The organism is Amycolatopsis sp. NPDC114505, from assembly GCF_055633615.1.
This window is the reverse complement of record NZ_JBVKDV010000002.1, coordinates 1,559,985-1,584,551: the sequence shown is the minus strand read 5'-3', so window position 1 is coordinate 1,584,551 and position 24,567 is coordinate 1,559,985. Positions and strand designations below refer to the sequence as shown.

Annotated in this window: 20 protein-coding genes; 13 read left to right on the top strand and 7 right to left on the bottom strand. The window is 71.5% G+C overall.

Going from position 1 to position 24,567, the window contains the following annotated elements:
- Window positions 1-60 precede the first annotated feature (60 nt).
- Window positions 61-1,299, top strand: coding sequence for an ROK family protein (locus ACZ7OU_RS25355; protein WP_470256984.1), 1,239 nt, complete (start codon window positions 61-63; stop codon window positions 1,297-1,299).
- A 24-nt stretch (window positions 1,300-1,323) separates the two neighbouring features.
- Here ACZ7OU_RS25355 and ACZ7OU_RS25350 read toward each other — a convergent pair whose 3' ends face one another.
- Both ACZ7OU_RS25350 and ACZ7OU_RS25345 read right to left on the bottom strand, forming a co-directional pair.
- Complete coding sequence (locus tag ACZ7OU_RS25350; protein WP_470256983.1) at window positions 1,324-2,703, bottom strand: MFS transporter; 1,380 nt, start codon at window positions 2,701-2,703, stop codon at window positions 1,324-1,326.
- Window positions 2,700-3,545 carry an alpha/beta fold hydrolase gene (locus tag ACZ7OU_RS25345; RefSeq protein ID WP_470237605.1) on the bottom strand — a complete coding sequence of 282 codons (846 nt, stop codon included), beginning with the start codon at window positions 3,543-3,545 and terminating at the stop codon, window positions 2,700-2,702. The genes ACZ7OU_RS25350 and ACZ7OU_RS25345 overlap by 4 nt, the downstream gene beginning before the upstream one ends.
- 76 nt (window positions 3,546-3,621) lie before the next feature.
- Here ACZ7OU_RS25345 and ACZ7OU_RS25340 point away from each other — a divergent pair, with 76 nt between their 5' ends.
- From ACZ7OU_RS25340 to ACZ7OU_RS25330, 3 genes are all read left to right on the top strand, one after another.
- A complete protein-coding gene (locus tag ACZ7OU_RS25340; protein ID WP_470256982.1) occupies window positions 3,622-4,572 on the top strand; it encodes a LysR family transcriptional regulator in 951 nt (316 codons plus the stop codon).
- Window positions 4,573-5,051: 479 nt separating this feature from the next.
- Window positions 5,052-5,477, top strand: a complete 426-nt coding sequence (locus tag ACZ7OU_RS25335) for a MarR family winged helix-turn-helix transcriptional regulator (protein ID WP_470237607.1) — start codon at window positions 5,052-5,054, stop codon at window positions 5,475-5,477.
- 98 nt (window positions 5,478-5,575) lie between these two features.
- Window positions 5,576-6,466: an NmrA/HSCARG family protein gene (locus ACZ7OU_RS25330; protein WP_470237608.1), complete on the top strand. Its 891-nt coding sequence runs from the start codon at window positions 5,576-5,578 to the stop codon at window positions 6,464-6,466.
- A 321-nt stretch (window positions 6,467-6,787) separates the two neighbouring features.
- Here the strand turns inward: ACZ7OU_RS25330 and ACZ7OU_RS25325 are convergent, their stop codons facing one another.
- On the bottom strand, window positions 6,788-7,687 hold the full coding sequence (locus ACZ7OU_RS25325) for an endonuclease/exonuclease/phosphatase family protein (protein ID WP_470256981.1): 900 nt from the start codon (window positions 7,685-7,687) through the stop codon (window positions 6,788-6,790).
- Between the two features lie 261 nt (window positions 7,688-7,948).
- On the opposite strand from ACZ7OU_RS25325, the gene fabG reads away from it, so the two are divergent.
- From fabG to ACZ7OU_RS25285, 8 genes are all read left to right on the top strand, one after another.
- Window positions 7,949-8,710: a 3-oxoacyl-ACP reductase FabG gene (fabG, locus tag ACZ7OU_RS25320; RefSeq protein ID WP_155542942.1), complete on the top strand. Its 762-nt coding sequence runs from the start codon at window positions 7,949-7,951 to the stop codon at window positions 8,708-8,710.
- A 5-nt stretch (window positions 8,711-8,715) separates the two neighbouring features.
- Window positions 8,716-9,168 carry a MaoC family dehydratase gene (locus tag ACZ7OU_RS25315; RefSeq protein WP_284740217.1) on the top strand — a complete coding sequence of 151 codons (453 nt, stop codon included), beginning with the start codon at window positions 8,716-8,718 and terminating at the stop codon, window positions 9,166-9,168.
- Between the two features lie 105 nt (window positions 9,169-9,273).
- Window positions 9,274-10,290: a phosphotransferase family protein gene (locus ACZ7OU_RS25310; protein ID WP_470256980.1), complete on the top strand. Its 1,017-nt coding sequence runs from the start codon at window positions 9,274-9,276 to the stop codon at window positions 10,288-10,290.
- Window positions 10,291-11,514 carry an acyl-CoA dehydrogenase family protein gene (locus tag ACZ7OU_RS25305; protein ID WP_470256979.1) on the top strand — a complete coding sequence of 408 codons (1,224 nt, stop codon included), beginning with the start codon at window positions 10,291-10,293 and terminating at the stop codon, window positions 11,512-11,514.
- A complete protein-coding gene (locus tag ACZ7OU_RS25300) occupies window positions 11,511-12,695 on the top strand; it encodes an acyl-CoA dehydrogenase family protein (RefSeq protein ID WP_470256978.1) in 1,185 nt (394 codons plus the stop codon). Before ACZ7OU_RS25305 ends, ACZ7OU_RS25300 begins: the two co-directional genes overlap by 4 nt.
- On the top strand, window positions 12,692-13,783 hold the full coding sequence (locus ACZ7OU_RS25295; protein WP_470256977.1) for an acyl-CoA dehydrogenase family protein: 1,092 nt from the start codon (window positions 12,692-12,694) through the stop codon (window positions 13,781-13,783). Before ACZ7OU_RS25300 ends, ACZ7OU_RS25295 begins: the two co-directional genes overlap by 4 nt.
- A 170-nt stretch (window positions 13,784-13,953) precedes the next feature.
- Entirely contained in the window at window positions 13,954-16,686 is a 2,733-nt protein-coding gene (locus ACZ7OU_RS25290; protein ID WP_470256976.1) for a hypothetical protein, read from the top strand.
- Between the two features lie 180 nt (window positions 16,687-16,866).
- Window positions 16,867-17,754, top strand: coding sequence for an alpha/beta fold hydrolase (locus tag ACZ7OU_RS25285; RefSeq protein WP_470256975.1), 888 nt, complete (start codon window positions 16,867-16,869; stop codon window positions 17,752-17,754).
- Here the strand turns inward: ACZ7OU_RS25285 and ACZ7OU_RS25280 are convergent.
- From ACZ7OU_RS25280 to ACZ7OU_RS25265, 4 genes are read right to left on the bottom strand one after another with little or no spacing between them, the layout of a single operon-like run.
- Window positions 17,751-20,177, bottom strand: a complete 2,427-nt coding sequence (locus ACZ7OU_RS25280; RefSeq protein WP_470256974.1) for a hypothetical protein — start codon at window positions 20,175-20,177, stop codon at window positions 17,751-17,753. The two genes, ACZ7OU_RS25285 and ACZ7OU_RS25280, sit on opposite strands and share 4 nt — an antisense overlap.
- Window positions 20,174-20,797, bottom strand: a complete 624-nt coding sequence (locus tag ACZ7OU_RS25275; RefSeq protein ID WP_470237618.1) for a TetR/AcrR family transcriptional regulator — start codon at window positions 20,795-20,797, stop codon at window positions 20,174-20,176. Before ACZ7OU_RS25275 ends, ACZ7OU_RS25280 begins: the two co-directional genes overlap by 4 nt.
- Before the next feature lie 41 nt (window positions 20,798-20,838).
- On the bottom strand, window positions 20,839-21,807 hold the full coding sequence (locus tag ACZ7OU_RS25270; RefSeq protein ID WP_470256973.1) for a phosphotriesterase family protein: 969 nt from the start codon (window positions 21,805-21,807) through the stop codon (window positions 20,839-20,841).
- Window positions 21,807-23,459 (bottom strand): AMP-binding protein, encoded by a 1,653-nt coding sequence (locus ACZ7OU_RS25265; protein WP_470256972.1) that lies wholly within the window; start codon window positions 23,457-23,459, stop codon window positions 21,807-21,809. The genes ACZ7OU_RS25270 and ACZ7OU_RS25265 overlap by 1 nt, the downstream gene beginning before the upstream one ends.
- Window positions 23,460-23,747: 288 nt before the next feature.
- Between ACZ7OU_RS25265 and ACZ7OU_RS25260 the strand changes: the two genes are divergently transcribed.
- On the top strand, window positions 23,748-24,566 hold the full coding sequence (locus ACZ7OU_RS25260) for a hypothetical protein (RefSeq protein WP_470256971.1): 819 nt from the start codon (window positions 23,748-23,750) through the stop codon (window positions 24,564-24,566).
- The last annotated feature ends 1 nt before the right edge of the window (window position 24,567 follow it).

Sequence of the window (24,567 nt, the reverse complement as noted above, 5' to 3'; positions counted from 1 at the left end):
ATTGCGTGAAGGGCGCGTTGGTGCGAGTCTGGCCCGCACACCCTACGCATCGGACACGACATGGAATTGACGCCATGGGACGGCTCGAGAACCGGGTTGGACCAGGAGGAGATGCGTCGGCACAATCGCGGTACTTTTCTTCGCCTTGTCCACCTGAGCGACGGAATCTCGCGGGCTGAACTCGCGAGACGGATGAACCTCAACCGAAGCACGATCAAGACGTTGACGGCGGAACTGAGCGCGGCGGGCCTGGTCCGGGAAGTGTCGCAGACGGACAATCGTCACCAGGGCCGCCCTTCGCTCATCGTGCGGCCGGAGACTCAGCGTTTCCATGTTTTGGCGTTCGACGTCGCGGTGGACCGGCTGGTCGCCGCCCGGATCGGCCTCGGCGGTGTCATCCTGGACCGCAAGGTCGCTGCCCGGCGCCGGTCCGGAGTCGATCTCGACTACGTGGTCACGACGCTCGCGGAGCTCGGCCGCCAGGTGACCGAGGCGGCGCCGTCGACGTCGACTTGTGTGGGGCTCGGGGCCTCGTACTGCGGAATGATCCGTCCCGACGACGGGACCGTCCGTTTCGGCCCCGACCTCGGATGGGTCGACCAGGCGTTCGGCGCTGAACTGGCGCTCCGGCTGGGGCTGGGACTGCGGGTGCCGGTGGGAAACGAGGCGCATCTCGGAGCGCTCGCGGAGCACCTTCGTGGGGCCGGGATGGGTGTGCAGAACCTTGTCTACCTGCACGGCGACGTCGGCGTCGGGGGCGGGATCATCGTCGGCGGCACGGTGCTGGACGGCGACGCGGGGTACGGCTGCGAGCTGGGCCATATGGTCGTCAACCCGCACGGCGGGCGACCTTGTGGCTGCGGCTCCAGCGGGTGCCTCGAGGCGGAAGCCGGTGAACGGGCCTTGCTGGACGCCGCACGCCGACCGCCGGAGGTCTTCGGTCGTGACGCCGTGCGGGCGGTGGCCGCCGGCGCTGCCGCGGGCGATGCCGACGCTCGGGACGCGCTCGACTACGTCGGGGATTGGCTGGGCATCGGCGTAGCGAATCTCATCAATCTCTTCAATCCGGCGGTGGTCGTCTTCGGCGGAATGTTGCGGGATGTGTACGCCGGCGTACTGCCGCGGGTACGTAGTCGCGTCGCACGCAATGTGTTGCCGGTGGCGAAGGAAAAAGTGCGCCTGAGCGTGTCGGCTCTCGGGGACGACGCCACCCTGATCGGCGCCGGCGAGCTCGGATTCGAGCGGCTGCTGCGCGATCCGTTGAGGGAAACGCCGCGGGTTTCGCCGACCGCCCGGTGATCCGGCCGCGACGCCTCGCCCTGGCTACGGTTCGCGTTCTAGGCGCATTTCGGCAAGGTCGTCATCTGCCACTGACCAGCCTGGTCCCGGTTTCCGGTGCAGGCGTGCCGTCGCCACCGCCGTGAGCAGGAACACGACGGCCTCGTAGACCATGGCCGCGTCCATCGCTCCGGCGGCGTAGACGACTCCCGCCAGCGCCACCCCGAGCGTGCCGCCGAGCTGCTGCGCGGTGGGCAGCAACCCGGACACGGAACTGGCCACGGGCACCGGAACCCGGTTCAGCACCAGGGAGAACGCCGACGCGGTGAAGACCCCGAACGCGAAGCCGCCGGCGCCCAGCACCATCCACAGGACCGGCGCCGGCCCGGCCAGCGCCGGCACGACGAGCAGGGACACCACGGCCAGCCCTCCGGACGCGGCGGCGAGGGCCGTGGCGCCGAACCGACGGGCCGCGGCCTCCGCGATCGCGCTGCCCAGCAGGGCGCCGACCGCGTACGGCGCGACGGTCACCGCGGTCACCAGCGGGTCACGGTGCAGCACGCCCTGCAGGTGCAGGGACAGCAGCAGGCTGAACGACGGGATCCCGGCGTTGAACAGCAGCACCGCGCCGATGCCCCACCGGGTCGTCGCCGCGGTCAGGGCTTCCGGGCGCACCAGCGGATGCCGCACCCGCCGTTGGGACACGGCGAACGCGGCGAGCAGGCCCAGCCCCATGGCCAGGCTCGCCCACGTCCAGGCCGGCCAGCCGGCGTCCTGGCCGAGGGTCAGCGGGAGCACGAGCAGGATCAGCCCGGTCAGCGACAACGCGGCGCCGACCGGATCCACCCGGTTCGCCTCCGCCGGACCACGCCCGCCGGGCAGGATCCGGACCAGGGCCAGCGACACGACCCCCACCGGTACCGGCAGAGCCAGTGCCAGCCGCCAGCCCACCCCGAACGGGTCGAAGTGCAGCAGGACGCCGCAGCACAGCGGACCGGCCAGCGACGCCACGGCCATCGTCGCCCCGTAGCGGCCCAGGACCCCGGCCCGCCGGTCCGCGGGCACCGCCGTCTGGATCAGCGACAGGATCTGCGGGGCGACCAGGCCGCTGCCGGTCCCCTGCACCAGCCGGGCGACCACCAGCGTCCCGGCCTCCGGCGCGGCCGCCGCGGCCAGCGACGCCAGCGTGAACACGACCGTGCCGGCGACGAAGACCCGCCGGTAGCCGAACCGGTCGCCGACCCGGGCCGCGGTGATCAGCGCGCAGGCGTAGGTCAGCGTGTAGCCGACCAGCGCGAGCTGACCGGTGCCCGAGCCGGCGGCCAGGTCGTGGCGGATGCGCGGAACCGCCAGCTGCATGACGGTGACGCTCATCAGCTGGACGAACGTGCCCGACAGCAGCACGGCCTGAGCCGCGGGCCTCATGCCTGCTTCGCGATCCGGCCGAGGAGCTCGGCGAGCTCGACCGGCCGGGTGAGAAACGGCGAGTGGCCACCGGGCAGGGAATGCACCGCGAACGGGTGCTCCGGTGTCAGGCGGTCGGCCTCGGCGATCATCAGGTCCTGCGTGGCCGGCGGCAGCGCCAGGTCGCCGGTCAGCCGGACGTAGCTGCGTGGCACCCGGCCCCACCGCCCGGCGGTCACCGGGAACGTCCCCGCCAGCGACGCCACCGGCTCGTCGGGGTGCAGCGTCAGCCGCCAGCCGGGCCGGTCCGCGGGCCAGTCGGCCAGGAACGCCCGCCGGATCGCCTCGACCTCGGCGTGGTCGGGTGAGAGCGGGTTGATCCGGAAGGCGCCGAGGACCTCGGGGTCGCCGGTCCGGGGGGCGTGCGCCGCGCCGGCGTTGACCGGGTCGGTCACGTAGTCCCCGAAGCGCGGGCGTCCGGCGGGGACGAACGCCGACAGGTACACGACGTGGTCGACCAGGTCCGGATGGCGTTCCACCGCGGCCGAAGCCGGGCCACCACCCGCGCTGTGCGCGACGAGGACGACGCGGGCGAACCGGCGGCGCACCTCGGCGAGCTCGGTGACCAGTGCGTCGGTGAGCACCTCGGTGGTGAGCCCGGCGAGCGCGGAGGGTTCGGTGGCCAGCCCGGGCTGCCCGGGCCGCAGGTAGCCGCTCGGCAGCGGCGCCGTCACGCCGTGGCCGGGCAGGTCCACGGCGATGCCGGCGGTGCCCTGGGCAGCCAGTGCCCGCTGGGTCGCGGCCCAGTGCAGTGAGGAGTGCCAAGCACCGTGGACGAACACGCAGGCGGTGGTCTCGTTCATGACGCCCACTCCACCGCGCACCGGACGCGCTATCCAGTTTCATAACTTAATCACCCTTGAGCGATATTCTGTACGTATGGAGTCCCGTCATCTCCGCTACGCACTGGCGCTGGCCGAGCACCAGCACTTCGGCCGCGCGGCCGCGTCCCTCGGCATCGCCCAGCCGCCGCTGTCCACGCAGATCGCCGCCGTCGAACGCGAAGTCGGCGAGCGGCTGTTCGACCGCACACCCCGCGGGGTGTTCCCGACCGCGGCCGGCACCGCCTTCCTGGCCCGGGCCCGGCGCGCGCTGAGCGAGATGACGGCCGCCGCGGTCGAAGCCGGCCGCGCGGCCCGCGGCGAGACGGGGCAGCTGCGCATGGGCTTCATCGGCTCGGCCCTGCTCGATCCGCTGCCCGGCGTGCTGGGCCGGTTCCGCGTGGCCCGGCCGGACGTCCGGCTCGATCTGCGCGAAATGAACAGCCTCGACGGAACCGCGGCCCTCGTCGCGGGCGAGCTCGACGTGGCGGTCGGCCGCGGCGCCCCGCGCGGCGCGGGGGTGGACGGCCTGGTGACCGTCCCGATCGGTGCCGACCACCTGGTCGCCGTGGTCGGCACCGCGCACCCTTTCAGCGGCCACGCGGAGATCCGGCTGGAGCAGCTCGCGGCCGAGCGGCTGATCATGTCGGCGCCCGCGCAGGAACCCGCCGTGGCCGCGCGCCTGCGCGACCTGCTCGGCGCCGACGCGGCCGCGCTGGACGCCGCCACGATCTCCCGGGACGTCCACACGATCATCGGCCTGGCGGCGTGCGGCGTCGGCGTCGGCCTCGGCCCGGCCCGGATACGGCTCGTCACCCGCAAGGACGTCCGGTTCTGCGACATCGCCCCGCACGTCCGCCTCCCGGACCTGCAGCTGTCCTTCCGCGCGGCCGACGACTCACCGGTGCTCGCGGCATTCCTGGACGTCGTCCGCGCCAACTGCGCCGAAGTCGGCTCCCGCCTCGACGACGTCCTCGCCCGCCGCGAAGCCCGGTCGATCAGGCAGTAGGCGCGGCCACGCTCACCGCGTCGGGACACCTGCGCCTGACCGGTCCTGTCGCTTCAGCTGGTCCGGCGCGCGGCGCACCACCGGCTCCGAGAGCGCGGGGCACAGCGGGCGGGCCGGCCGTTCGAAGCCGTCGGAGACCGCGGAGGACGGCGCGACGGTGACACCGAGACCTTCCGCGGCCGGCCGCACCGCGGTGGAGATCCGCGAAGCCCGGCCGACCGTCCGCGGAGCGAGACCGCGGTCGGCGAGCAGGCGCGCCAGGTACTCGTCGAGCTCGCTGGTGCGACGGAAGGCGTACCGACGAGGTGTTCTTCGCCGTGCACCACGTGCACGTTGTGGTCGGGAACGCACCAGCACGCGCTCGACGCGGCGCGCGCTCGTGAACGCTGAAGCCGGACCTCACCAGCAAGCCAGCGGTCGGGCGGGCCGGTCCGCGGCCGGTAGGCTGGGCGTTCGGCATCGGAAGAGAGGGGGCGGGTGTGGACTACGGCGACAAGCTGTTCTGGCTCTCGGTCCTGATCCAGCGCAGGTACGCGCAGATCTGCGCCGAGTACGACCTGACCCCCTCGCAGGCCACACTGCTGTGCGCGATCAAGGACGAGCCGCGGCAGATGGCGTACCTTGCCACCTCGCTCGGCATGACCAAGAACGCGCTGAGCCAGCTCGTCGACCGCACCGAGCGGCGCGACCTGGTCCGCCGGGCGAACTCGGAGCAGGACCGGCGGGTCATCATGCTCGGCGTAACGCCCGCGGGGAAGGTGCTCGCCGAAGCCATCTACGCCGAGACGACCAAGCGCCTGCCCGACGTCGCGGAGAACCTCGACGCCGACGATCAGCGCGACTTCGAACGCGTCGCCACCGCCATCGTGGACGCGGCGGGCGTTCCGGGGTCCGCCTCCTCCTGACCTACCGCGCGGAACCCTCGGCGGACCCGTGCGCCTTGCGGAGGTTCACGCCGTGAACTAATGTTGTTCACGACGTGAACCAATGAGAGGTGGGCGACATGAACACGCAGGAAACCGGCGCGATCGCGGTCTTCGGCGGGACAGGGCAGCAGGGCGGGGCGGTCGTCGACGCACTCCTGGCCCGAGGAGCGCGGGTGCGGGCCCTCGTCCGCTCCCCCGATTCCGACCGGGCGCGGGCGCTGGCCGCCCGAGGCGTCGAGCTGTCGACCGTCCGGATCGACGACCCGGCATCAACGGTCGCCGCGCTGGAGGCGGTCGACGCGTTCTATTTCATGACCCCGGAGGCGAACAGCCTCGAGGAGGTCGAGGAGGAGGTCCGAGTGGGCACCGCCCTCGTCGATGCGGCGGCCGCGGCGCGCGTGCCACACGTCGTGTTCAACTCGGTTTTCGGGGCGGATCGCGAAACGGGCGTGCCGCACCACGACTCGAAGCACCGGATCGAGGAATACCTGAAGCATTCCGGTCTGCGGGCCACGATGGTCCGCCCGACCGCCTTCATGGAGAACTTCGCGACCGTGATGGCGCCGAGCGTGGAGGACGGAACGATCGTGCTGAAGCTGCCGCTGCCGAACGACATCGCCCTGAAGATGATCTCGGTCAAGGACATCGGCCAGGTCGCCGCCTCGATCCTGCTCGGCACAGCGGACGTGCCCGGCGGAGCGGTCGAGCTCGTCGGCGACGAGCTGACGGGCAGCCAGATCGCCGCCGCGTTCGGCGCGCACGCCGGGCTCCCGGCGCGCTACGAGGCCTTACCGCTGAGCGTCCTCGGCAACGACCTCGACAAGGCGATGTTCCGCCAGTTCGCCACGGCGTCCGAACACCCGTCGGACCTCGCGGCGGTGCGGGCGATCGAGCCGGCCACCCGAGACCTGGCCGAGTGGATCCGCTCCACCGGCTGGACCGCGCCCACGGACCGGGTCCGTTCCTGAGCGCTGCGCGGGCCACTTCGCCCGCCTGCCCACGCCGCTGGAGTGCGGAGCGTTCGACAGCCGCCACCCGTAGCCGGCAGTGAGGAGCTGCTTGGTCTCGCGCGCACTCCGCCGCTGAAATCCGCTACTGCCGAATTGCGGACGTAGCGCATTGCTCGCCGAGCGCCGGCTGGCGGAGTGGGCCAATCCGGACGTCACCGTCCAACACTCGCCCTGAGGCCGCAACGCCGCAGGCTCGAAAGACGGCGTTCGATCGTTCCAGCGCATCTCGCACTGTCCCTGAACGCACTCTCACGCCGCTGAGTGTGTGTTCGGTCTGCGTCAGTAGCGCAGTTCGACCAACACCCCGTAGTGGTCGGAGGGCACGGCAGCGCCGGCTGCCGCAGTGCCGAGGGTCTCCGCCCGGAGGGGCTGCCCGGCCCCGCCCCGGTGGAACGATGTCGAGAAGACGTAGTCGATGCGCCGGTCGCGGGGGAACACCGCCGCAGCCCAAGGGTTTTCGGTGGACCAGGTGTACCCCGGGCCTGCACCGGCGAATTCCCAGGCATCGTGCCAGCACGTCCTGGTGCCCGCCGCGCGGCCGGTCAGCATCCGGATCTCGTCGCAGTCCGGCGAGGCGTTGAAATCGCCGCACACCACGGTCACCGGGCCGCGGCCCGGTTCACGCACCCGCCGCGCGAGCTCGGTGACCTGTTCCTGCCGGACGTGGGTGTGGTGCAACGGCCAGTCGAGCATGACGTTGACCAGCCGGACCGGGCCGCGTGGACCGTCGATGTCGACCCGGACCGCGCTGCCCTCGTGGCCCGCGGGTCCGGGCAGAACCCAAGTTTCCACCGTGCCGATCGGCCAACGCGAGATCACCGCACTTCCCGACGTCACACCGTCTTCCACCCGGTCGCCGGAAAATCGGTAGTGGTGCAGCCCCGCCGCGGCGGCAAGCTCGCGCGCCTGGTCGCGATCCGGCGCCGACCACGCCTCCTGGAGCGCCACGACGTCCGGTGCGTGCTCGGCGAGGACCGCGGAGATGCCGGCCTGTCGTTGCTCCCACGGCCCGAACCGACCCCAGACATTCCAGGTGAGCAGCCGAAGCCGCGAGTCGATCAGCGGACCGTACGGCTGGAGGGGATCGACGGTCACGCCCCGAGACGATACCGCCGCGGGACGGCGGTGCTCTCGAACGCCGCCACAGGGAGACTGCCCGACCACGCCTGCCTGACCCACTAGCGGCCACCACAGCAGGGCTCGAGAGCGGCCGGACGTGCGGCTCTACAGGAGCCGACTATGGCGAGTCAAGACCACGGTGAACCGGACTACCTGAAGCGGTTCGCCCAAGCGGAGCAATCACCTTCCGGCCCTCGGCCGTGGCTATGATCCTGCGCATGCCATCACCACTTCGGGGACTGATCACGCGTATCCTCCACAAACCAACCGCTTAGTAGGCTGACGAGCACGAGCCCGTTTCTCAACGACGAGGAGGTCCCCGTGACCGATTCCCCTTCCCGTGTCGCCGTGGTCACCGGTGCCGGCCGTGGCATCGGCGCCGCCGTTGCGGCGCGGCTGGCCGATGATGGCTTCGCCGTCGCGCTGCTGGACTTGGATGAGGCCGGTGTCAAGCAGGGTGCCGAAGCCATCGTCGCCAAGGGTGGCAAGGCCGTCGGTGTCGCGCTGGACGTCAGCGATGCCGAACAGGTCGAGGCGGCCGTCACCCGGGTTGCCGATGAGCTCGGTCCGCCCGTTGTGCTCATCAACAACGCCGGCATCACCCGCGACAACCTGATCTTCAAAATGACCGAGCAGGACTGGGACTCCGTGCTCGGCGTGCACCTCAAGGGCTCGTTCCTGATGACCCGCGCGGTGCAGAAGTACATGACCCAGGAGAAGTACGGCCGGATCGTCAACCTCTCCAGCACCTCCGCGCTGGGCAACCGCGGCCAGGTCAACTACTCCGCCGCCAAGGCCGGCATGCAGGGCTTCACCAAGACCCTCGCCATCGAGCTGGGCAAGTTCAACGTCACCGCCAACGCGATCGCGCCCGGCTTCATCGCCACCGACATGACCGCCGCGACCGCCGAGCGCCTCGGCATGGGCTTCGAGGACTTCAAGGCCGCCGCCGCGACGCAGATTCCGGTGCAGCGCGTCGGCACGCCCGACGACATCGCGAACCTGGCCTCGTTCCTGGTCAGCGAGGGCGCCGGGTTCATCTCCGGCCAGGTCATCTACGCCGCCGGCGGACCGAAGGACTGAGGCAGATGCGCGAGTTCGCTTCCCTGGACGAGTTCGCCGCCGCGGTCGGCGAACACCTCGGCTACAGCGAGTGGCACACGATCACCCAGGACCGGGTGAACAAGTTCGCCGACGCCACCGACGACCACCAGTGGATCCACGTCGACGAGGCGATGGCCGCCGCCGGCCCGTTCGGCGGCACCATCGCCCACGGCTTCCTGACGCTGTCGCTGCTCTCGGCGTTCGGGCCGAAGATCTACAAGGTCAACGGCATCAAGATGGGCATCAACTACGGCCTCAACAAGGTCCGCTTCCCGCAGCCGGTGAAGGTCGGCTCGAAGCTGCGCGCGGGCGCGGAGCTGATCGAGATCACCGACATCCCCGGCGGCAAGCAGGCGGTGTCGAAGTGGACGGTCGAGATCGACGGCGAGGCGAAGCCCGCTTGCGTCGCCGAATGGGTGACGCGGTTCCTGGCGTGACGCCGCGTGGTGGGCGGCACTTCGGCGAGAAGTGCCGCTCGCCACGTCTCTGTACGTCATACCGACTAGTCGGTATGCTCCCCTGACTGAGCTTGAGGAGGCCGGATGAACCCGCCAGGACTCGACCTGGACCGCCTGCGCGCGCACCTGGACGCGCACCGGCCCGGCCTGGTCGCCGGGGAGCTGACCGCGGACGTCGTGGAAGGCGGCCGCTCGAACCTCACCTACGTGGTGGGTGACGGCCGGTCACGCTGGGTGGTGCGCCGCCCGCCGCTCGGGCACGTGCTGCCGACCGCGCACGACATGACCCGCGAGTTCCGGGTGATCTCGGGCCTGCGCGACACCGCCGTGCCGGTGCCCGACGCGCTCCTGCTCTGCGAGGACGCCGACGTCGTCGGTGCGCAGTTCTACGTCATGAGCTTCGTCGAGGGCACGCCCTACCGGACCGCGGAGGAGCTCGCGCAGCTCGGCGAAACGCGCACGCGCGCCATCGCCGACGCGCTGGTCGACACGCTCGTCGACCTGCACGCCGTCGACCCGGCCGCGGTCGGGCTCGGGGACTTCGGCCGGCCCGAGGGCTTCCTCGAGCGGCAGCTGCGGCGCTGGAAGAAGCAGCTCGACGCCTCCCGCAGCCGCGACCTGCCGGGCATCGAGGAGCTGCACGACCGGCTCGCCGCGGCGGTGCCGGTGTCCGGGACGCCGTCGATCATCCACGGCGACTACCGCCTGGACAACGTGCTGGTCGACCGGGACGACCGGATCTCCGCCGTGCTCGACTGGGAGATGTCGACGCTCGGCGACCCGCTGACCGACCTCGCGCTGCTGGTGGCCTACGCCGAGCGCGACAAGGTGTCGCTGCAGTTCGTCTCCAACGCCAGCTCGGCGCCCGGCTACCCGACGACCGACGAGGTCGTGCGGCGCTACGCCGAACGCTCCGGGCGCGACGTCTCGCAGCTGAACTGGTACGTCAGCTTCGCGTTCTTCAAGCTGGCCGTGATCCTGGAGGGCATCTACTACCGCCACCAGAAGGGCCAGACGGTCGGGGCGGGCTTCGAGGGTGTCGGGGCCGGCGTCCCGCTGCTCATCACGCACGGCAACGAAATTCTCAAAGAGGAGAAGTAAATGGACTTCGCGTTCGACGAGAAGACCGAGGAGATGCGCGGGAGGCTCCTCGAGTTCATGGACTCGCACATCTACCCCGCCGAGCCCGTGTTCGAACAGCAGCTGGCCGAACGCGACGACCCGTGGGCCATCCCGCCGGTCATGGACGAGCTCAAGGCCGAAGCCCGCAAGCGCGGCCTGTGGAACTTCTTCCTCCCCGGCGACCACGGCGCGGGCCTGACGAACCTGCAGTACGCGCCGCTCGCGGAGATCACCGGCCGCAGCATCCGGCTGGCGCCGACCGCGGTGAACTGCGCGGCCCCGGACACCGGGAACATGGAAGTGCTCTCGATGTTCGGCAACGAGCAGCAGCAGAAGCAGTGGCTGGAACCGTTGCTGAACGGCGAGATCCGCTCCGCGTTCGCGATGACCGAGCCGGACGTCGCCTCCTCCGACGCCCGCAACATCGAGACCGCCATCCGGCGCGACGGCGATGAATACGTCGTCACCGGCCGCAAGTGGTACATCTCCGGCGCGATGAACCCCGCGTGCAAGATCTTCATCGTGATGGGCAAGACCGACCCGGACGGCCCGCCGCACAAGCAGCAGAGCATGATCCTCGTCCCGCGTGACGCGGCGGGCGTGACGGTCAAGCGCGGCATGCACGTCTTCGGCTACGACGACAGCGACCACGGCGGCCACGCCGAGGTGCTCTTCGAGGACGTCCGCGTGCCGGTCGAGAACCTCATCGCCGGCGAAGGCGACGGCTTCGCGATCGCCCAGGCCCGGCTCGGCCCGGGCCGCATCCACCACTGCATGCGCGCCATCGGCATGGCCGAGCGGGCGCTGGAGCTCATGTGCAAGCGGGCGATCTCGCGTGAGGCGTTCGGCAAGCCGATCGCCCAGCAGGGCGTCGTGCAGGACTGGATCGCCGAGTCGCGCGTGAAGATCGAGCAGCAACGGCTGCTCGTGCTCAAGACCGCGTGGCTGATGGACACCGTCGGCAACCAGGGCGCGCACACCGAGATCCAGGCGATCAAGATCTCCACGCCGGCCGCCGTCGAGTGGATCCTCGACAAGGCCGTGCAGGTGCACGGCGCCGGCGGCGTCAGCCAGGACTTCCCGCTGGCCGCGATGTGGGCCGGGAACCGCACGCTGCGCCTGGCCGACGGGCCGGACGAGGTCCACAAGCGGTCGCTGGCCCGGCGTGAGCTGAAGAAGTACCTCTCGGAGGGCGCGAAGTGACTGTCACCGCCGAAGACCTGACCCGCCAGGCGACGGAGTTCCTCGCCTCGCACGCCCCCCGGACGACCGACCGGATGGACTTCCTGCGCGCCCGGTTCGACGCCGGTCTCGCCTGGATCCACTTCCCCGCCGGCCTCGGCGGGCAGAACGCGCCGCGCGCCCTGCAGTCCGTTGTGGACGGTGTGTTCGCCGACGCCGGCGCGCCGGACAACAACCCGCGCCGGATCGGCATCGGCCTCGGCATGGCCGCCCCGACCATCCTCGCCTTCGGCACGCCGGAGCAGCACGAGCGCTTCCTGCGTCCACTGTGGACCGGCGACGAGGTGTGGTGCCAGCTCTTCAGCGAGCCGGGCGCCGGCTCCGACCTGGCCGCGCTGGGCACCCGCGCGGTGCGCGACGGCGACGACTGGATCGTCACCGGCCAGAAGGTGTGGACGTCGGGCGCGCACGAGTCGCAGTGGGCGATCCTGGTCACCCGCACCGACCCGGACGTGCCGAAGCACCAGGGCATGACGTACTTCCTGTGCGACATGACCGCCCCCGGCGTCGAGGTCCGGCCGCTGCGCCAGATCACCGGCGAGGCCGAGTTCAACGAGGTCTTCCTGACCGAGGTCCGGATCCCGGACACCCAGCGCCTCGGCGCCGTCGGCGAAGGCTGGAAGGTCGCGCAGACGACGCTGATGAACGAGCGCGTCGCGATCGGCGGGCACGTCCAGCCGCGCGAGGGCGGGCTGATCGGCATCGTCGCCAAGACCTGGCGCGAACGTCCCGAGCTGCGCACGCCGGAGCTGCGTGACCGCCTGGTCCAGCGCTGGGTCGAGGCCGAGACGCTGCGGCTGGCCGGCACCCGGCTGCGCCAGCAGCTGACCGCGGGCGCGCCCGGGCCGGAGGGTTCGGCCATGAAGGTCGCGTTCTCGGAGCTGAACCAGGCGCTCACCGGCCTGGAGGTCGAACTGCTCGGCGAAGAAGGGCTCGCCTACGACGACTGGACGTTCCGGCGCCCGGCGATCGTCGACTTCACCGGCCGCGAAGCCGGCTACCGCTACCTGCGCGCGAAGGGGAACTCCATCGAGGGCGGCACCTCGGAGGTCCTGCGCAACATCATCGCCGAGCGCGTGCTGGGGCTGCCCTCGGAGCCGCGCGTCGACAAGGACGTCGCCTGGAAGGACCTCCCCCGATGACTGACCTGCTGTATTCGGACGTCGAGGAAGACCTGCGGGCTTCGGTCCGGGACCTGTTGAAGGCGAAGGCCTCGCCCGAGGCGCTGCTCGCGCGCGTCGAGACGGCCGAGGGCTACGACCTTCCCCTGTGGCGCACGCTGGCCGAAGAGGTCGGCGTCGCCGGGCTGGCGGTGCCCGAGGAGCTGGGCGGGCACGGCGCGTCGGCGCGTGAGGTGGCCGTGGTGGCCGAGGAGCTGGGCCGCAGCGTCGCGCCGGTGCCGTTCCTCGGGAGTGTCGTGCTCGCGACGACGGCGCTGGTGCGTGCTTCGGCCGGTGACTTCGTCCGGCAGCTGGCTTCGGGTTCGGCGATCGGTGCGCTGGCCGTGCCGCTGTCGACGGCGCCGGGTGCGGGCTTCCCGTCTTCGGTGACCGCTTCCGGCGGCCGGCTGAGCGGCCGCGTCGGCACGGTGGCCGACGCGTCGGTGGCGGACCTGCTGGTCGTCCCGGCCGCGGGTCCGGACGGGCCGGCGCTGTACGTGGTCTCGGCCGCCGACGCCTCGGTGACGGAACTGGTGTCGTTCGACCTGACGCGCCGGGTGGCGGATGTGGTCCTGGACAACGCCCCGGCGACGCTGGTGGCGTCCGGTCCGGACGCGGCGTCGGCGCTGGAGGAGGCGCTGCTGTTCGGCGCGGGGATCCTGGCGTCGGAGCAGACCGGCGTCGCCGAATGGGCGTTGACCGAGACGGTGACGTACCTGAAGGGCCGGTACCAGTTCGGCCGTCCGGTGGGCGGGTTCCAGTCGCTGAAGCACCGGCTGGCGAACCTGTACACGGACCTGGTGCTCTCCCGCGCGACGGCCCGCAACGCGGCCGACGCGCTGGCCACGGGCGTCGACGTGCCGATCGCGGTGGCGGTCGCGCAGGCGCGGGTCTCGCCGATCGCGGTGCACGCGACGGAGGAGGCGATCCAGCTGCACGGCGGCATCGGCATGACGTGGGAGCACCCGGCGCACCTGTACCTGAAGCGCGCCAAGGCGGACGAGCTGGCGCTGGGGACGCCGGGTAAGCACCGGGCCCGGCTCGCGGATCTGGTGGACCTGCCCGCCTGAGACCCGTCCGATCGCGCGTGGCACCGCCGTGACACCCGGTGTTCCGGTTGTGTCACGCGTGATCCGGTCCGTCCCGGTGATCCCTTGACGCCCCGGTCGTCCGGGTGCTGAGGTGAACACGCCTGGGGGTGGCTACCGGTTGCCCCCGCGTTTTCGAGGGGGATCCACCGATGGTGCGCACCGACGTGCGGCGCTCGACGCTGCCCGGACGAAGAAGACGCGTGGTCACGCTGCTGACCGCCGCCCTGCTGCTCACCGGGACGGCGGCCGTGCTGCCGGCCACCGCCTCGGCCGCCGAACCGCCACCGCTGCCCGTGAAGACGCTGACGCGGTCGTCGTGGGCCTACACCGACGCCGCGGATCCCTTGCACATCAAAGTGAACGCCTCCGGTGACGCCCCCGTCGGCGCCAGTGTGGACGCCAAGGGGCCGCACCTCTCACGCGCGTACTACACGCTCGACCTGACGTCGTTGCGCGGCAAGCACGTCACGGCCGCCGCCCTGACCATCCCGGAGAAGCGCGCCACCGACTGCGCGCGCCGCGCGGTCGAGTTGTGGTCGACCGCCCCGGTCACCGGGAAGTCGTCGTGGGCCAAGCCGCCCGCCGAGCTGACCCGGCTGGCCACGGCCGGGGCGCCCGCCGGCGGCTGCCCGGCCGACCTGACCGATCTCGACCTCACCACCGCCGTCGCGAAAGCCGTGCAGGCCGGGGAAAAGACGCTCACGCTCGAACTGCGCGTCGCGCCCGCCCACGAACTGGACCCGCGCTACGGGCGCTGGTTCGCCGACGACGTCAGCCTGAAGGTCACCTACAACACGCCGCCGGGCATCCCGGCGAACCTGCGTACGGCCTCCCCGGACGCGCCGTGCGCGACAACCGCGCCGGGTGTGTTCACGCGGGCTTACGAGATCACCGGGCACTACGCCGACGTCACCGACCCCGATCCCGGCCAGGAGCTGACCTCGCACTGGGAGATGTGGTCCGTCGACGACCCGGCGGTCCGCCTCGAAGCGGACTGGGGAGTGACCGACGGACACGCCTACGCCCAGTTCGACAACCCCGGGCTGCCGCCGGACCACACCTACGCGTGGCGGCTGCGCGTCACCGACGGCGTCGACACCTCGGACTGGTCGCCCACCTGCTACCTGACCCCCGACAGCGTCAAACCGGAGATCCCGGACGTGACCTCCGAGGTCTACCTGACCGGCAACCCGTGGGAGCCGCGCGGCGGCATCGGCGTGCCGGGGCGGTTCACCTTCACCGCCCACGGTTCCCCGGACGTGGCTCGCTACGAGTACACCTTCACCGGCCAGTCCGGGTGGACCTCGGTGCCCGCCGAATCCCTCGGCGGACCGGCGACGGTGACGTTCACGCCTGCCGACTCCGGCTCGTTCTCGGTCGGGGTGCGCAGTGTGGACCGGGGGAACAACTACTCCTGGGAGCAGTACCGCAGCTTCACCGTCAAGGACATCCGGCCGTACGTGTGGTCGACGCTCTACCCACCCGAGTACCCCAACCGCGGCGGCAACGTCGGCGTGCCCGGCGTGTTCGACCTCAGCCCCGGGCTGAAGGACACCGTGAGCTACACCTACCACCTGGAGAACGCGCCGGAGCAGACCGTGGCGGCCGACGCGGACGGCAACGCCCACGTGACGCTGGCGCCGACGCACGGCGGGGAGAACGTGCTGTACGTGCGCAACACCGGCGCCGACGGAACGGTTTCGCGCTACCGCGAGTACAAGTTCCAGGTCGACACGGCACCCGACGTCACCATCGAGGGCGGGCTGCAGGTCGGCTCGGAGAGCACGTTCCGGCTCGCGCCCCGGCTGGCCGGCACGACGTCGTACACCTACACGTTCAGCAACTTCCAGAGCGGGCCGATCGGCGACCCTGTCACCGTCCCCGCGGCCGCGGACGGCACCGCGTCGTTCACCTGGACCCCGCTCGACACCCGGGCGGACGCCGTGCAGGTGCGCAGCACGGCGGCGGACGGCACGCGGTCCGAGCGGCGCTACCAGAGCTTCATGGTCGACGGCGCGGCGCCGTACGTCACGCGCATCGGTGGCGCGGACGCACCCGGCCAGGCGGGCACGTTCACGTTCCGGTCGCCGATGAAGAACATCGCCGAGTACGTCTACTGGTCGTCCACCGACCCCGCGCACAAGCTGACCGTGCCGGCCCGGCCGGACGGCTCCGCGGAGGCCACGTGGACACCGGCCGAGGCCGGGAACGTCTGGCTCACCGTCCAGGCCCGCAACACCGCCGGCGTCCTGTCGTCCGAGGGCTCGACGTCCTTCACCGTCTACGACAGCCCGGTCGTGACCTCGGCGGACTTCGTCAGCTGGCCCTACGGGCCGATGCTGCCGGGCTCGTTCCAGCTGCGGTCGCGGCTCGCGGGGACCGTCGCGTTCGAGTTCGCGGTGGACAGCTACACCACCGCGGACGTGCCCGCGGGACCGGACGGCACGGCGAGCGTGAGCTACACGCCGGGCCTTTCCGGGTACCACACCGTCTACGTGCGGGCCCGCGCGGCGGACGGCCGGACGTCCGGCTGGGGGTACTACTCGTTCACCGTGACCGACCGGCCGCTCGTGTCCTCGGCCGACTACCCGGGTGACTACGCCGGCGGCCCCGGCGTCACCGGGACGTTCGCGTTCGCCCCGGGCGTCGCGGGGGTCACCGCGTACGTCTTCCACGTGCACGACGACAACCAGGGCACCGACGAGCCGGAGCAGACCACGCTCGCGGACGCCGCCGGGAAGGCGTCGGCCGAGTGGACCCCGCGGCACGGCGGCAGCTACTCGGTGGCGGTGCAGGGCCGCAAAGCGGACGGCAGCCTGACCGAGGCGGCGTACTACACGTTCTCCGTCGCGTATCGGGTCGAGGCGGAAACGGGCGACTGAGCGAACGGGGGCTCTCGGCCAGCCGGGAGCCCCCGTTCGTGAATACTCTTCATTTTTCTTCCGAATTTTCGCTCATCTGAGCGAATATTCTGTGAGCCAGACCACTCGTAGGGCAAAAGGGTGGCAAAAGTGCCCGGGTTCCCATGGTTCTCCCCACCTCTCGCGATCTAGCCTGGCGCCATGGAATTCGCCGTCGCGCCGACGGATGCCGGTACGCCCGCCGCGCTGGAGGAATCGACCGTCGTCGTCGGCGGTCACCGGCACAGTGCGCTCGCGGCCGGGCCCGAATCGGGCGAGCTCGTCCTGCTGCTGCACGGCTGGCCCGAATTCGCCGACGCCTGGACCGAACAGCTGCACGCCCTCGGCGAGGCCGGTTACCGCGCCATCGCCGTCGACCAGCGCGGCTACGCCCGCCAGGCACGGCCCGACGGCGTCGAGCACTACTCGATCGAGCACCTGGTCGGCGACGCCCTCGCCTTCGCCGACAGCCAGGGCGCCGACCGGTTCCACCTGGTCGCGCGCGACTGGGGCGGCATGGTCGCCTGGGCGCTGGCCACCGCGCACCCGCACCGGCTGCGGTCGCTGACGGTGCTCTCGACCCCGCACCCCTCGGCGCTGCAGCGCGCGGCCGCCACCGACGACGGGCAGTTCCACGACCTCGGCTACATCCGCTTCTTCCGCCGCGGCGTCGGCAAAGCCGAGAAATTCCTCTTACGCGACGAAGCCGCGCAATTACGCGCTGTCTACAACCGCCGGATTCCGGTCGAATTCGTCGAGAGCGCCGTCGCCCGCCTTTCCGAACCGGGCGCGCTGACCGCGACGCTGAATTGGTACCGCGGCGCGACGAACGACGTATTCGACGTCCCGGCCGGCCGGATCACCGTGCCGACGCTCTACCTGTGGGGCAGCGAGGACCCGTACCTCGGCCAGAGCGCCGCGGAGCTGACGGTCCACCACATCGACGCGGAGTACCGCTTCCAGATCGTCGAGGGCGCGAGCCAGTGGATGGCGATGGAGGCCCCCGACGAGGTGAGCGCCCTCCTGCTCGACCACCTCCGGCAGTACTAGGCGGTCTTGCGGACCAGCCCGGTGTAGCCGACCAGGGCGAGCGTCGCGAGCGCCCAGATCGCGGCCTGCACCAGCCAGATCGCCACTGTGAAGACCTGCCCGGCGGGGATCCCGGTGTTGAGGTCGCACCGCCCGCGCACCCCCGGCGACAGCGGCAGCCCGCGATCCAGGCCGACGCCGACGAGCTCCACGGTCGTGCAGGGCGTGCCCGCGGCGGCGGTGAGGTCGGCCGTTCGCTCGGCCGCGCGATGACCGCCGTCGCCGACGTGCCCGGCCCAGAGCCCCAGTCCCCCGGCGGCGACGACCGCGAGCAGCAACGCCGCGGCCGTCCGGCGCGCGCGGTAGCCGTACCCGGCGAGGGCTCCCCACAGCCAGTGGAACCGGCGTGCCGGCCACCCGCCGATGGTTTCGGGTGCCCACCGCTGGAGGTCCCGTTGCTGGGCGATCAGCACGTGCCGGGCGTTGCCGTCCTGCCCCGCGGATCGTTCCGCGGCGGCGAGGCGCTGGTAGGGCCCGGGACGGTAGGTCTCGGTGTGGTCGCGGATCAGCGTCAGCCACTCCCGCCAGGTGACCTCACCGAGCGAGCCGAACCGGAAGCCGTCGAGGACGACCTGACCGGTGGCGCCCACGAGCTCGGCGGGGAAGAAGATCGGGCCGTCGACGACGGCGTCTTCGAGGCTGACGAGCGTCCCCTCGTCGCGGTGGGCCAGCGTGGCGCCGGAGAAGGTCAGCTGACCGCCGATGTGCGCCCCGAGCAGGTGGATCGTGGCGTCCTCGCCGGCGCCGGTCCCCCGCAGGCCGCCCAGCGTCAGGCTGTCCCGGACCTCGCAGCGGTCGGCGACCAGCACCGGACCCGCGTCGTTGGTGACCTCGGCGTCGGCGAGGGTGGCCGAGCCCTGGACCCGGGCCGAGCGCAGGCTCAGCGCGCCCAGCTCGGACGAGCAGGTCACCTTCACTTCGAGGAGCTCGAGGTAGCTGCCGACCCGCAGGTCGTCGGCGCTGAAGGCGGGGCCGGTCGCGTTGGCCAGTTCCGCGCCGGGGAGCCGCAGCTGGCTGCCGACCTCGGCGTTGTGCAGCCGGAGTGCCCCTTCCTCCCCGGCTCCGGCGACGGACGCGCCCGTCAGGTCCAGGTTGCCGCCCACGGACAGGCTGTCGGCGTGCAGCGCCGGACTGGCGTCGTTGGCGATCCGGGCGCGTTCGAGGTAGAGCTCCCCCGCGATGTGGGCACTGAGCAGGCGGATCGTCCCCGGCGCACCGGACCCGGTCGCGCTCACCTCGTTGAGGTTCACGTTGCCGTCGACCCGGAGCCGGTCGCCGCTGAACGCCGCCCCGGCGTCGTTGGCCAGCTCCGCGCCTTCGAGGTAGAAGTTCCCGCCCACATGCGCGTTGAGCAGGCAGAGTGCTCCGTACTCGCCCGAGCCGCGCACCTTCATGCCTTCACCGGAGAAGCTGTCCTCGACCCGGATGCCGTCGGCGCTCAGCCCCCGGCCCCGGCCGGTGGTGAGCACGGCGCCGCCGAAGTCGGCCTGGCCGCCGATCCGGGCGGCGGTCAGCTCGATCGCGGCCCCGGTACCGGCGGTCACGGTGACGCCGGTGCAGCGGAGGTCACCGGCCCGGAGGCGGTCGGCCTCCAGACCGGGCCCGCTGTCGTTGGTGAGGACGGTCTCGCCCAGCTCGACCTCACCGCCGATCCGGGCACCGAGCAGGCGGAGCGCACCGTCGTCGCCGGCGCCGATCACCGTGGCCCCCGCCAGCCTCAGGTCACCGTCGACGACCACGCCGTCGGCGTGCACCGCGGGCCCGGATTCGTTGGTGAGCACCGCGTCGTCGAAGTCGGCCGGGCCGGACACGTGGGCACCGAGCAGCCGGACCGCGCCGAGCTCGCCGCTGCCGGTCGCCCGCAGGCCCATGCCTTTGAGGGCCCGGCACTCGAGGTCGTCGAGGTACAGCGCGGGTCCGTCGCCGCTGCGGATCTCCGCGTCGGCGAGGATGGTCAGGCCGTCGACGCGGGCGTCGCGCAGGCAGATCACGCCGAAGTCGCCGGAGCCGGTCGCGCGGACTCCGGTGAGGTCGACGTCGTGGTCGATGCGGGCGCCGGTGCCGTCGAACCCGGCGATCCGGCTGCCCGACAGGTCGAGCCACGGGAGCCGGGCGTGGCGCGCGCTGATGGTGTTCACGACCACGCAGCCGGCCAGCGCGAGGCCGGTGCCGGCCTCGACGTGGTCGAGGTTCAGCGTCCCGGCGATCCGGGCGCCGCCGACGCGCACGCCGCGGGGGTCCACCGGACCGCGGAGGCCGAGCAGCAGCTCGCGCAGCACAACGGCCCGCACCGGGGCGTCGGTCTCGTACGCGAGACCGCGACGGGCGGCGTCGACCAGCTCTCGCTCGGCTCCGGTCAGCTTGTCGAGGACGGGCAGCGTCACCCGGGCGGCCGCAGCGCGTCCAGCAACAGGTCCGCGTAGTGGTCACCGACCTGGCGCGCCGACAGCGTCCCGCCGCGGCGGTACCACGAGCCCAGGTGGTGGACCGAGCCGAAGAAGAAGTCGACGACCACGTCGGCCGGCTTGTCCGTGCGGAACTCGCCCGAGGCCTGGCCTTCCTCGACCAGCCCGCGGAAGCGCTCGTGGTACTTGCGGCGCTCCGCCCGCACCGCCTTCTGCTTGTCCGGCGACAGCTGGTGCATCGACTGCAGGAAGATCGTGTTGTCGTCCAGGTTGTCGATGCTCGACACGACGACGTCGGACGCGGCGGCGCCGAGGCGTTCGCGCAGCGGGGCGCTCGAGGAGGCGACGCTCTCCAGCTGGCGGGTCTGCTCGCGCAGGACGCGGGCGTAGATCTCGTAGAGCAGGTCGTCCTTCGAGCCGAAGTAGTGGTACATCGCGCCCTTGGTGACGCCGGCGGCCTCGACGATCTCCTGGACCGACGTGCGGTCGAAGCCCTTCTTCGCGAACAGCTTCGTGGCGTGCTCCAGCAGCCGCCGCGGCACGGCGGCCTGGTCGTCACCACCCGCTTCGCCCGGCTTGCGGGTGCTTGCTCGGGTCACGGCAAGACCCCCTTCCCAAGTCGAACGCACAGGATAACGGCTCAGTCCGCCCAGGACAGGAACCGCCGCGGGTTGTCCACAAGCATCGTCGATATGTCCGTTTCGGACACCCCGCGCTCCCGCAGCGCGGGCAGCACGTCGCGCGTGATGTGCAGGTAGTGCCAGTTGGGCGTGAGCACCGGCAGCTGGTCTTCGGGCAGCCAGTCGATGTAGCAGGACGCGTCGTGCGAGAGCACCATGCTGCCCGCGTACCCGCGTTCGCACAGCGCCGCGACGGTGTTCACGCGCTCCTCGAACGGCAGCAGCAGGTCGAGCCCGAACCGGTCCATGCCGAGCAGCGACCCGCGGTCGGCCAGCTCGGTCAGGTAGCCCAGGTCGGTCGAGTCGCCGGAGTGCCCGACCAGCACCCGGCTCAGGTCGACGCCCTCCTCCTCGAAGATCGCCTGCTGCTCCAGCCCGCGCCGGGTGCCGGCGTGCGTGTGCGTCATGATCGGCGCGCCCGTCTCGACGTGCGCCTTCGCGACCGCCCGCAGCACGCGCTCGACGCCGGGGGTCACGCCCGGTTCGTCGGTGGCGCACTTGAGCAGCCCCGCCTTGACGCCGGTGCCCGAGATGCCTTCGCGGAGGTCCCCGACGAACATCCCGACGAGCGGGTCCTCGCCCTGCAGCATCGTGCCCGGCCCGCGGAAGTGCAGGTAGTGCGGCACGTCGTTGTAGGTGTAGAGCCCGGTCGCGACGACGATGTTGACCTCGACCTCGGCGGCGACCCGCTGCACGCGCGGGATGTAGCGCCCCAGCCCGATCACCGTCGGGTCGACGATCGTGTCGATCCCGGCTTCCTTCAGCTCCTTGAGCCGCCGGATCGCCTCGGGGACGTGCTCGTCCTCCTTGAACCCTTCGTGCTCCGGGTAGTTGACGGCGAATTCCGGGCTCAGCACGAAGAGGTGCTCGTGCATCAGCACCCGGCCCAGCGCTTCCGGCGCGATCGCGCCGCGAACGGTTTCGACCATCAGCCACGCGCCCGCAGTTCGCGGCGCAGGATCTTGCCGCTGGTCGTCTTCGGCAGTTCGTCGACCACTTCGATGGTGCGCGGGTACTTGTAGGCGGCGAGCCGTTCCTTGCACCAGGCCACCAGCTCCGCCGGATCGGCGGTCGCCCCGGGCGCGGGACTCACGTACGCCTTGACCGTCTCGCCGCGGTACTCGTCGGCGATCCCGACGACGGCGGCTTCGCGGACCGCCGGGTGCGTGTACAGGACGTCTTCGACCTCGCGCGGCCAGACCTTGAAGCCGGACGCGTTGATCATGTCCTTCTTGCGGTCGACGACGTAGACCCAGCCGCGCTCGTCCATGAACCCGATGTCGCCGGTGAGCAGCCGCCCGCCGGGCAGCGCCTCGGCCGTCGCGTCCGGGCGGTTCCAGTAGCCGGAGACGACCATCGGGCCCTCGACGGCGATCTCGCCCGGCTGCCCGAACGGCAGTTCTTCGCCGTTCTCGCCGAGGATCCGCACGATCGTGTCCGGCACCGGCAGGCCGATCGAGATCGTGCCGGACTCGGGGTCGATCGGCGCCTCGAGGGTGCCCGGGACGACGACGCAGCCGGCCGTCGTCTCGGTGAGGCCGTAGCCGTTGTGGATGTAGTGGCCGGTCTTCGCGCGGAAGGCCTCGACGACGGCGGGCGGCAGCGCGGCGCCGCCGGAGTAGAGCAGCGCGAACGACGCGAAGTGGTCGCGGCTGAAGGACGGGTGGGCCATCAGCGCCATGTAGGCCGTGGACGGCCCGACCGTGTACGACGGCCGGTGCTCGAGGAACGCGTCGAGCACGACGCCGGCGTCGAAGCGGTAGGCGAGGGCGAGCGTGCCGCCGATGTCGATCGCGGAGCCGACTTCGCAGACCATGCCGGTGATGTGGAACAGCGGCGCGAGCCCGAAGAGCGTCGAGCCCTCCGGCAGGCCGCTGAACGAGCCGAGCGCCGCGGCGTTGGTGCCGACGTTGCCGTGGGTGTTGGTGGCGCCCTTGGGTGTGCCGCTCGTGCCGGAGGTGTAGCTGATTAGCGCGACGTCGTCGAGCGCGAAGGCGGGTTCGGGCGGCTTCGGGCCCGGCGTGGCGGCGGCTTCCAGGAGTTCGACGGCGCCCGGCGTCTCTTCGCGGGTGACTTTGCCCAGCACGCGTTCGTCGTTCCGCGTCTGGAACTCCAGCTCGCTGGTGGTGAGCTTGATGGCGACGCCGTTGTCGGCCGCGGTTTTGCCGATGTAGGCGTTCCAGCCGCGCTGGGAGCAGACGACCGCCTTGACGCCGGCGTCGGTGAAGACGTGGGTCAGCTCGCGCTCGCGGTACATCGGGTTGACCGGCACCACGATCCCGCCGGCCTTCCACGCGCCGAGCAGCGCGACGACGAACTGCGGGATGTTCTGCAGCACCAGGGCGAGCCTGTCGCCGCGGGCGAAGCCGTTCCGCGTCAGGTAGCGCGCGACGCCGTCGGAGAGTTCGTCGACCTCGCGGTAGCTCAGCCGCCCGTCGAAGTAGGCGATCGCGGCCCGGTCGGGCACGTGGTCCACGGCGCGGCGGAACGTCTCGGGCAGCGTCGTCGGCTTCGCCGGTTCCGCGGTCCGCGCCCGTTCGTCGTAGCTCGCGAGCCAGGGCTTCGCGTCGTACCAGCTCATCCAGTGACCTCCTTTGGACACCGACCGGTCGGTATGGCGACGCTAGGAGGCCGTGGCGGTCCGCGTCAAGACCCGGCTGGGGCGGGGAAATGCAGACCACGCGTTTCACCGCTGAATACGGACGCCGGTTCGAAATGGTTCAGCATCTCTCCTTTTCTCTTCTCACTCTGGACAAATCCCTGGTGGAGCCGCCACGATGACATCCGCGACCGGCTCGGCCGCACCATTCGGAACAACCGCGCGCTGCCCGTGTGGACCCTCTATGTTCACGCTAACTTGGAGTGATTCATGCCTGCTACCGGTGGACGACACCGCCTCTCGCGGCGGACGAAGATCGCGACGGCGGCCCTCGGCCTCGGGATCGCGGCGGGGGCACTGGTCATCGCGACGACCGTCGGCGACCCCGGCGCCGCCAACGCCGCCGGCGCCGCTTCGAGCGGGCAGATCACCTGCCCCGACGTCGCCTCGCGGCTCCCCGCGATTCCCGCTCAGGCCCAGGCCGAGGTCCAGCGCAACCTCGACCTGCTCAACACGCAGATCACCGAAGCCAACAACCGCCTCGTCAGCACGGCCGGTCAGGGCGGCCCGAACTTCGTCCAGAACGCCATTCTCGGCCCGCTGAAGGACAAGCGGACGTCGACGATCGACCGGATCGCCATCGCCATCGGCCGCCAGGGCGAGAAGCCGCAGAACCTCGGCGGGCTCGCCGCGTGCTCGCTGGGCGGGCAGGCGAACACCGGCGCGGGCACGGTCACCGCCTCGACCGCACCGGCGCAAGGGACGGGAAACACGGGCAACACCGGGAACACGGGTGGCACCGCCGGGCAGATCTCCTGCCCCGACGTCGCCTCGCAGCTCCCCGCGATCCCGGCGTCGGCCCAGGCCGAGGTCCAGCGCAACCTCGACCTGCTGAACACCCAGATCACCGAGGCGAACAACCGGCTCGTCACCAGCGCCGGCGAGGGTGGCGCGAACTTCGTCCAGAACGCCATCCTCGGCCCGCTGGAGGACAAGCGCGTCGCGACGATCAACCGCATCGCCACGGCGATCGGCCGCACCGCCGACAAGCCGCAGGGCCTCGACGCCCTCGCTCCCTGCGGCTTGTGAC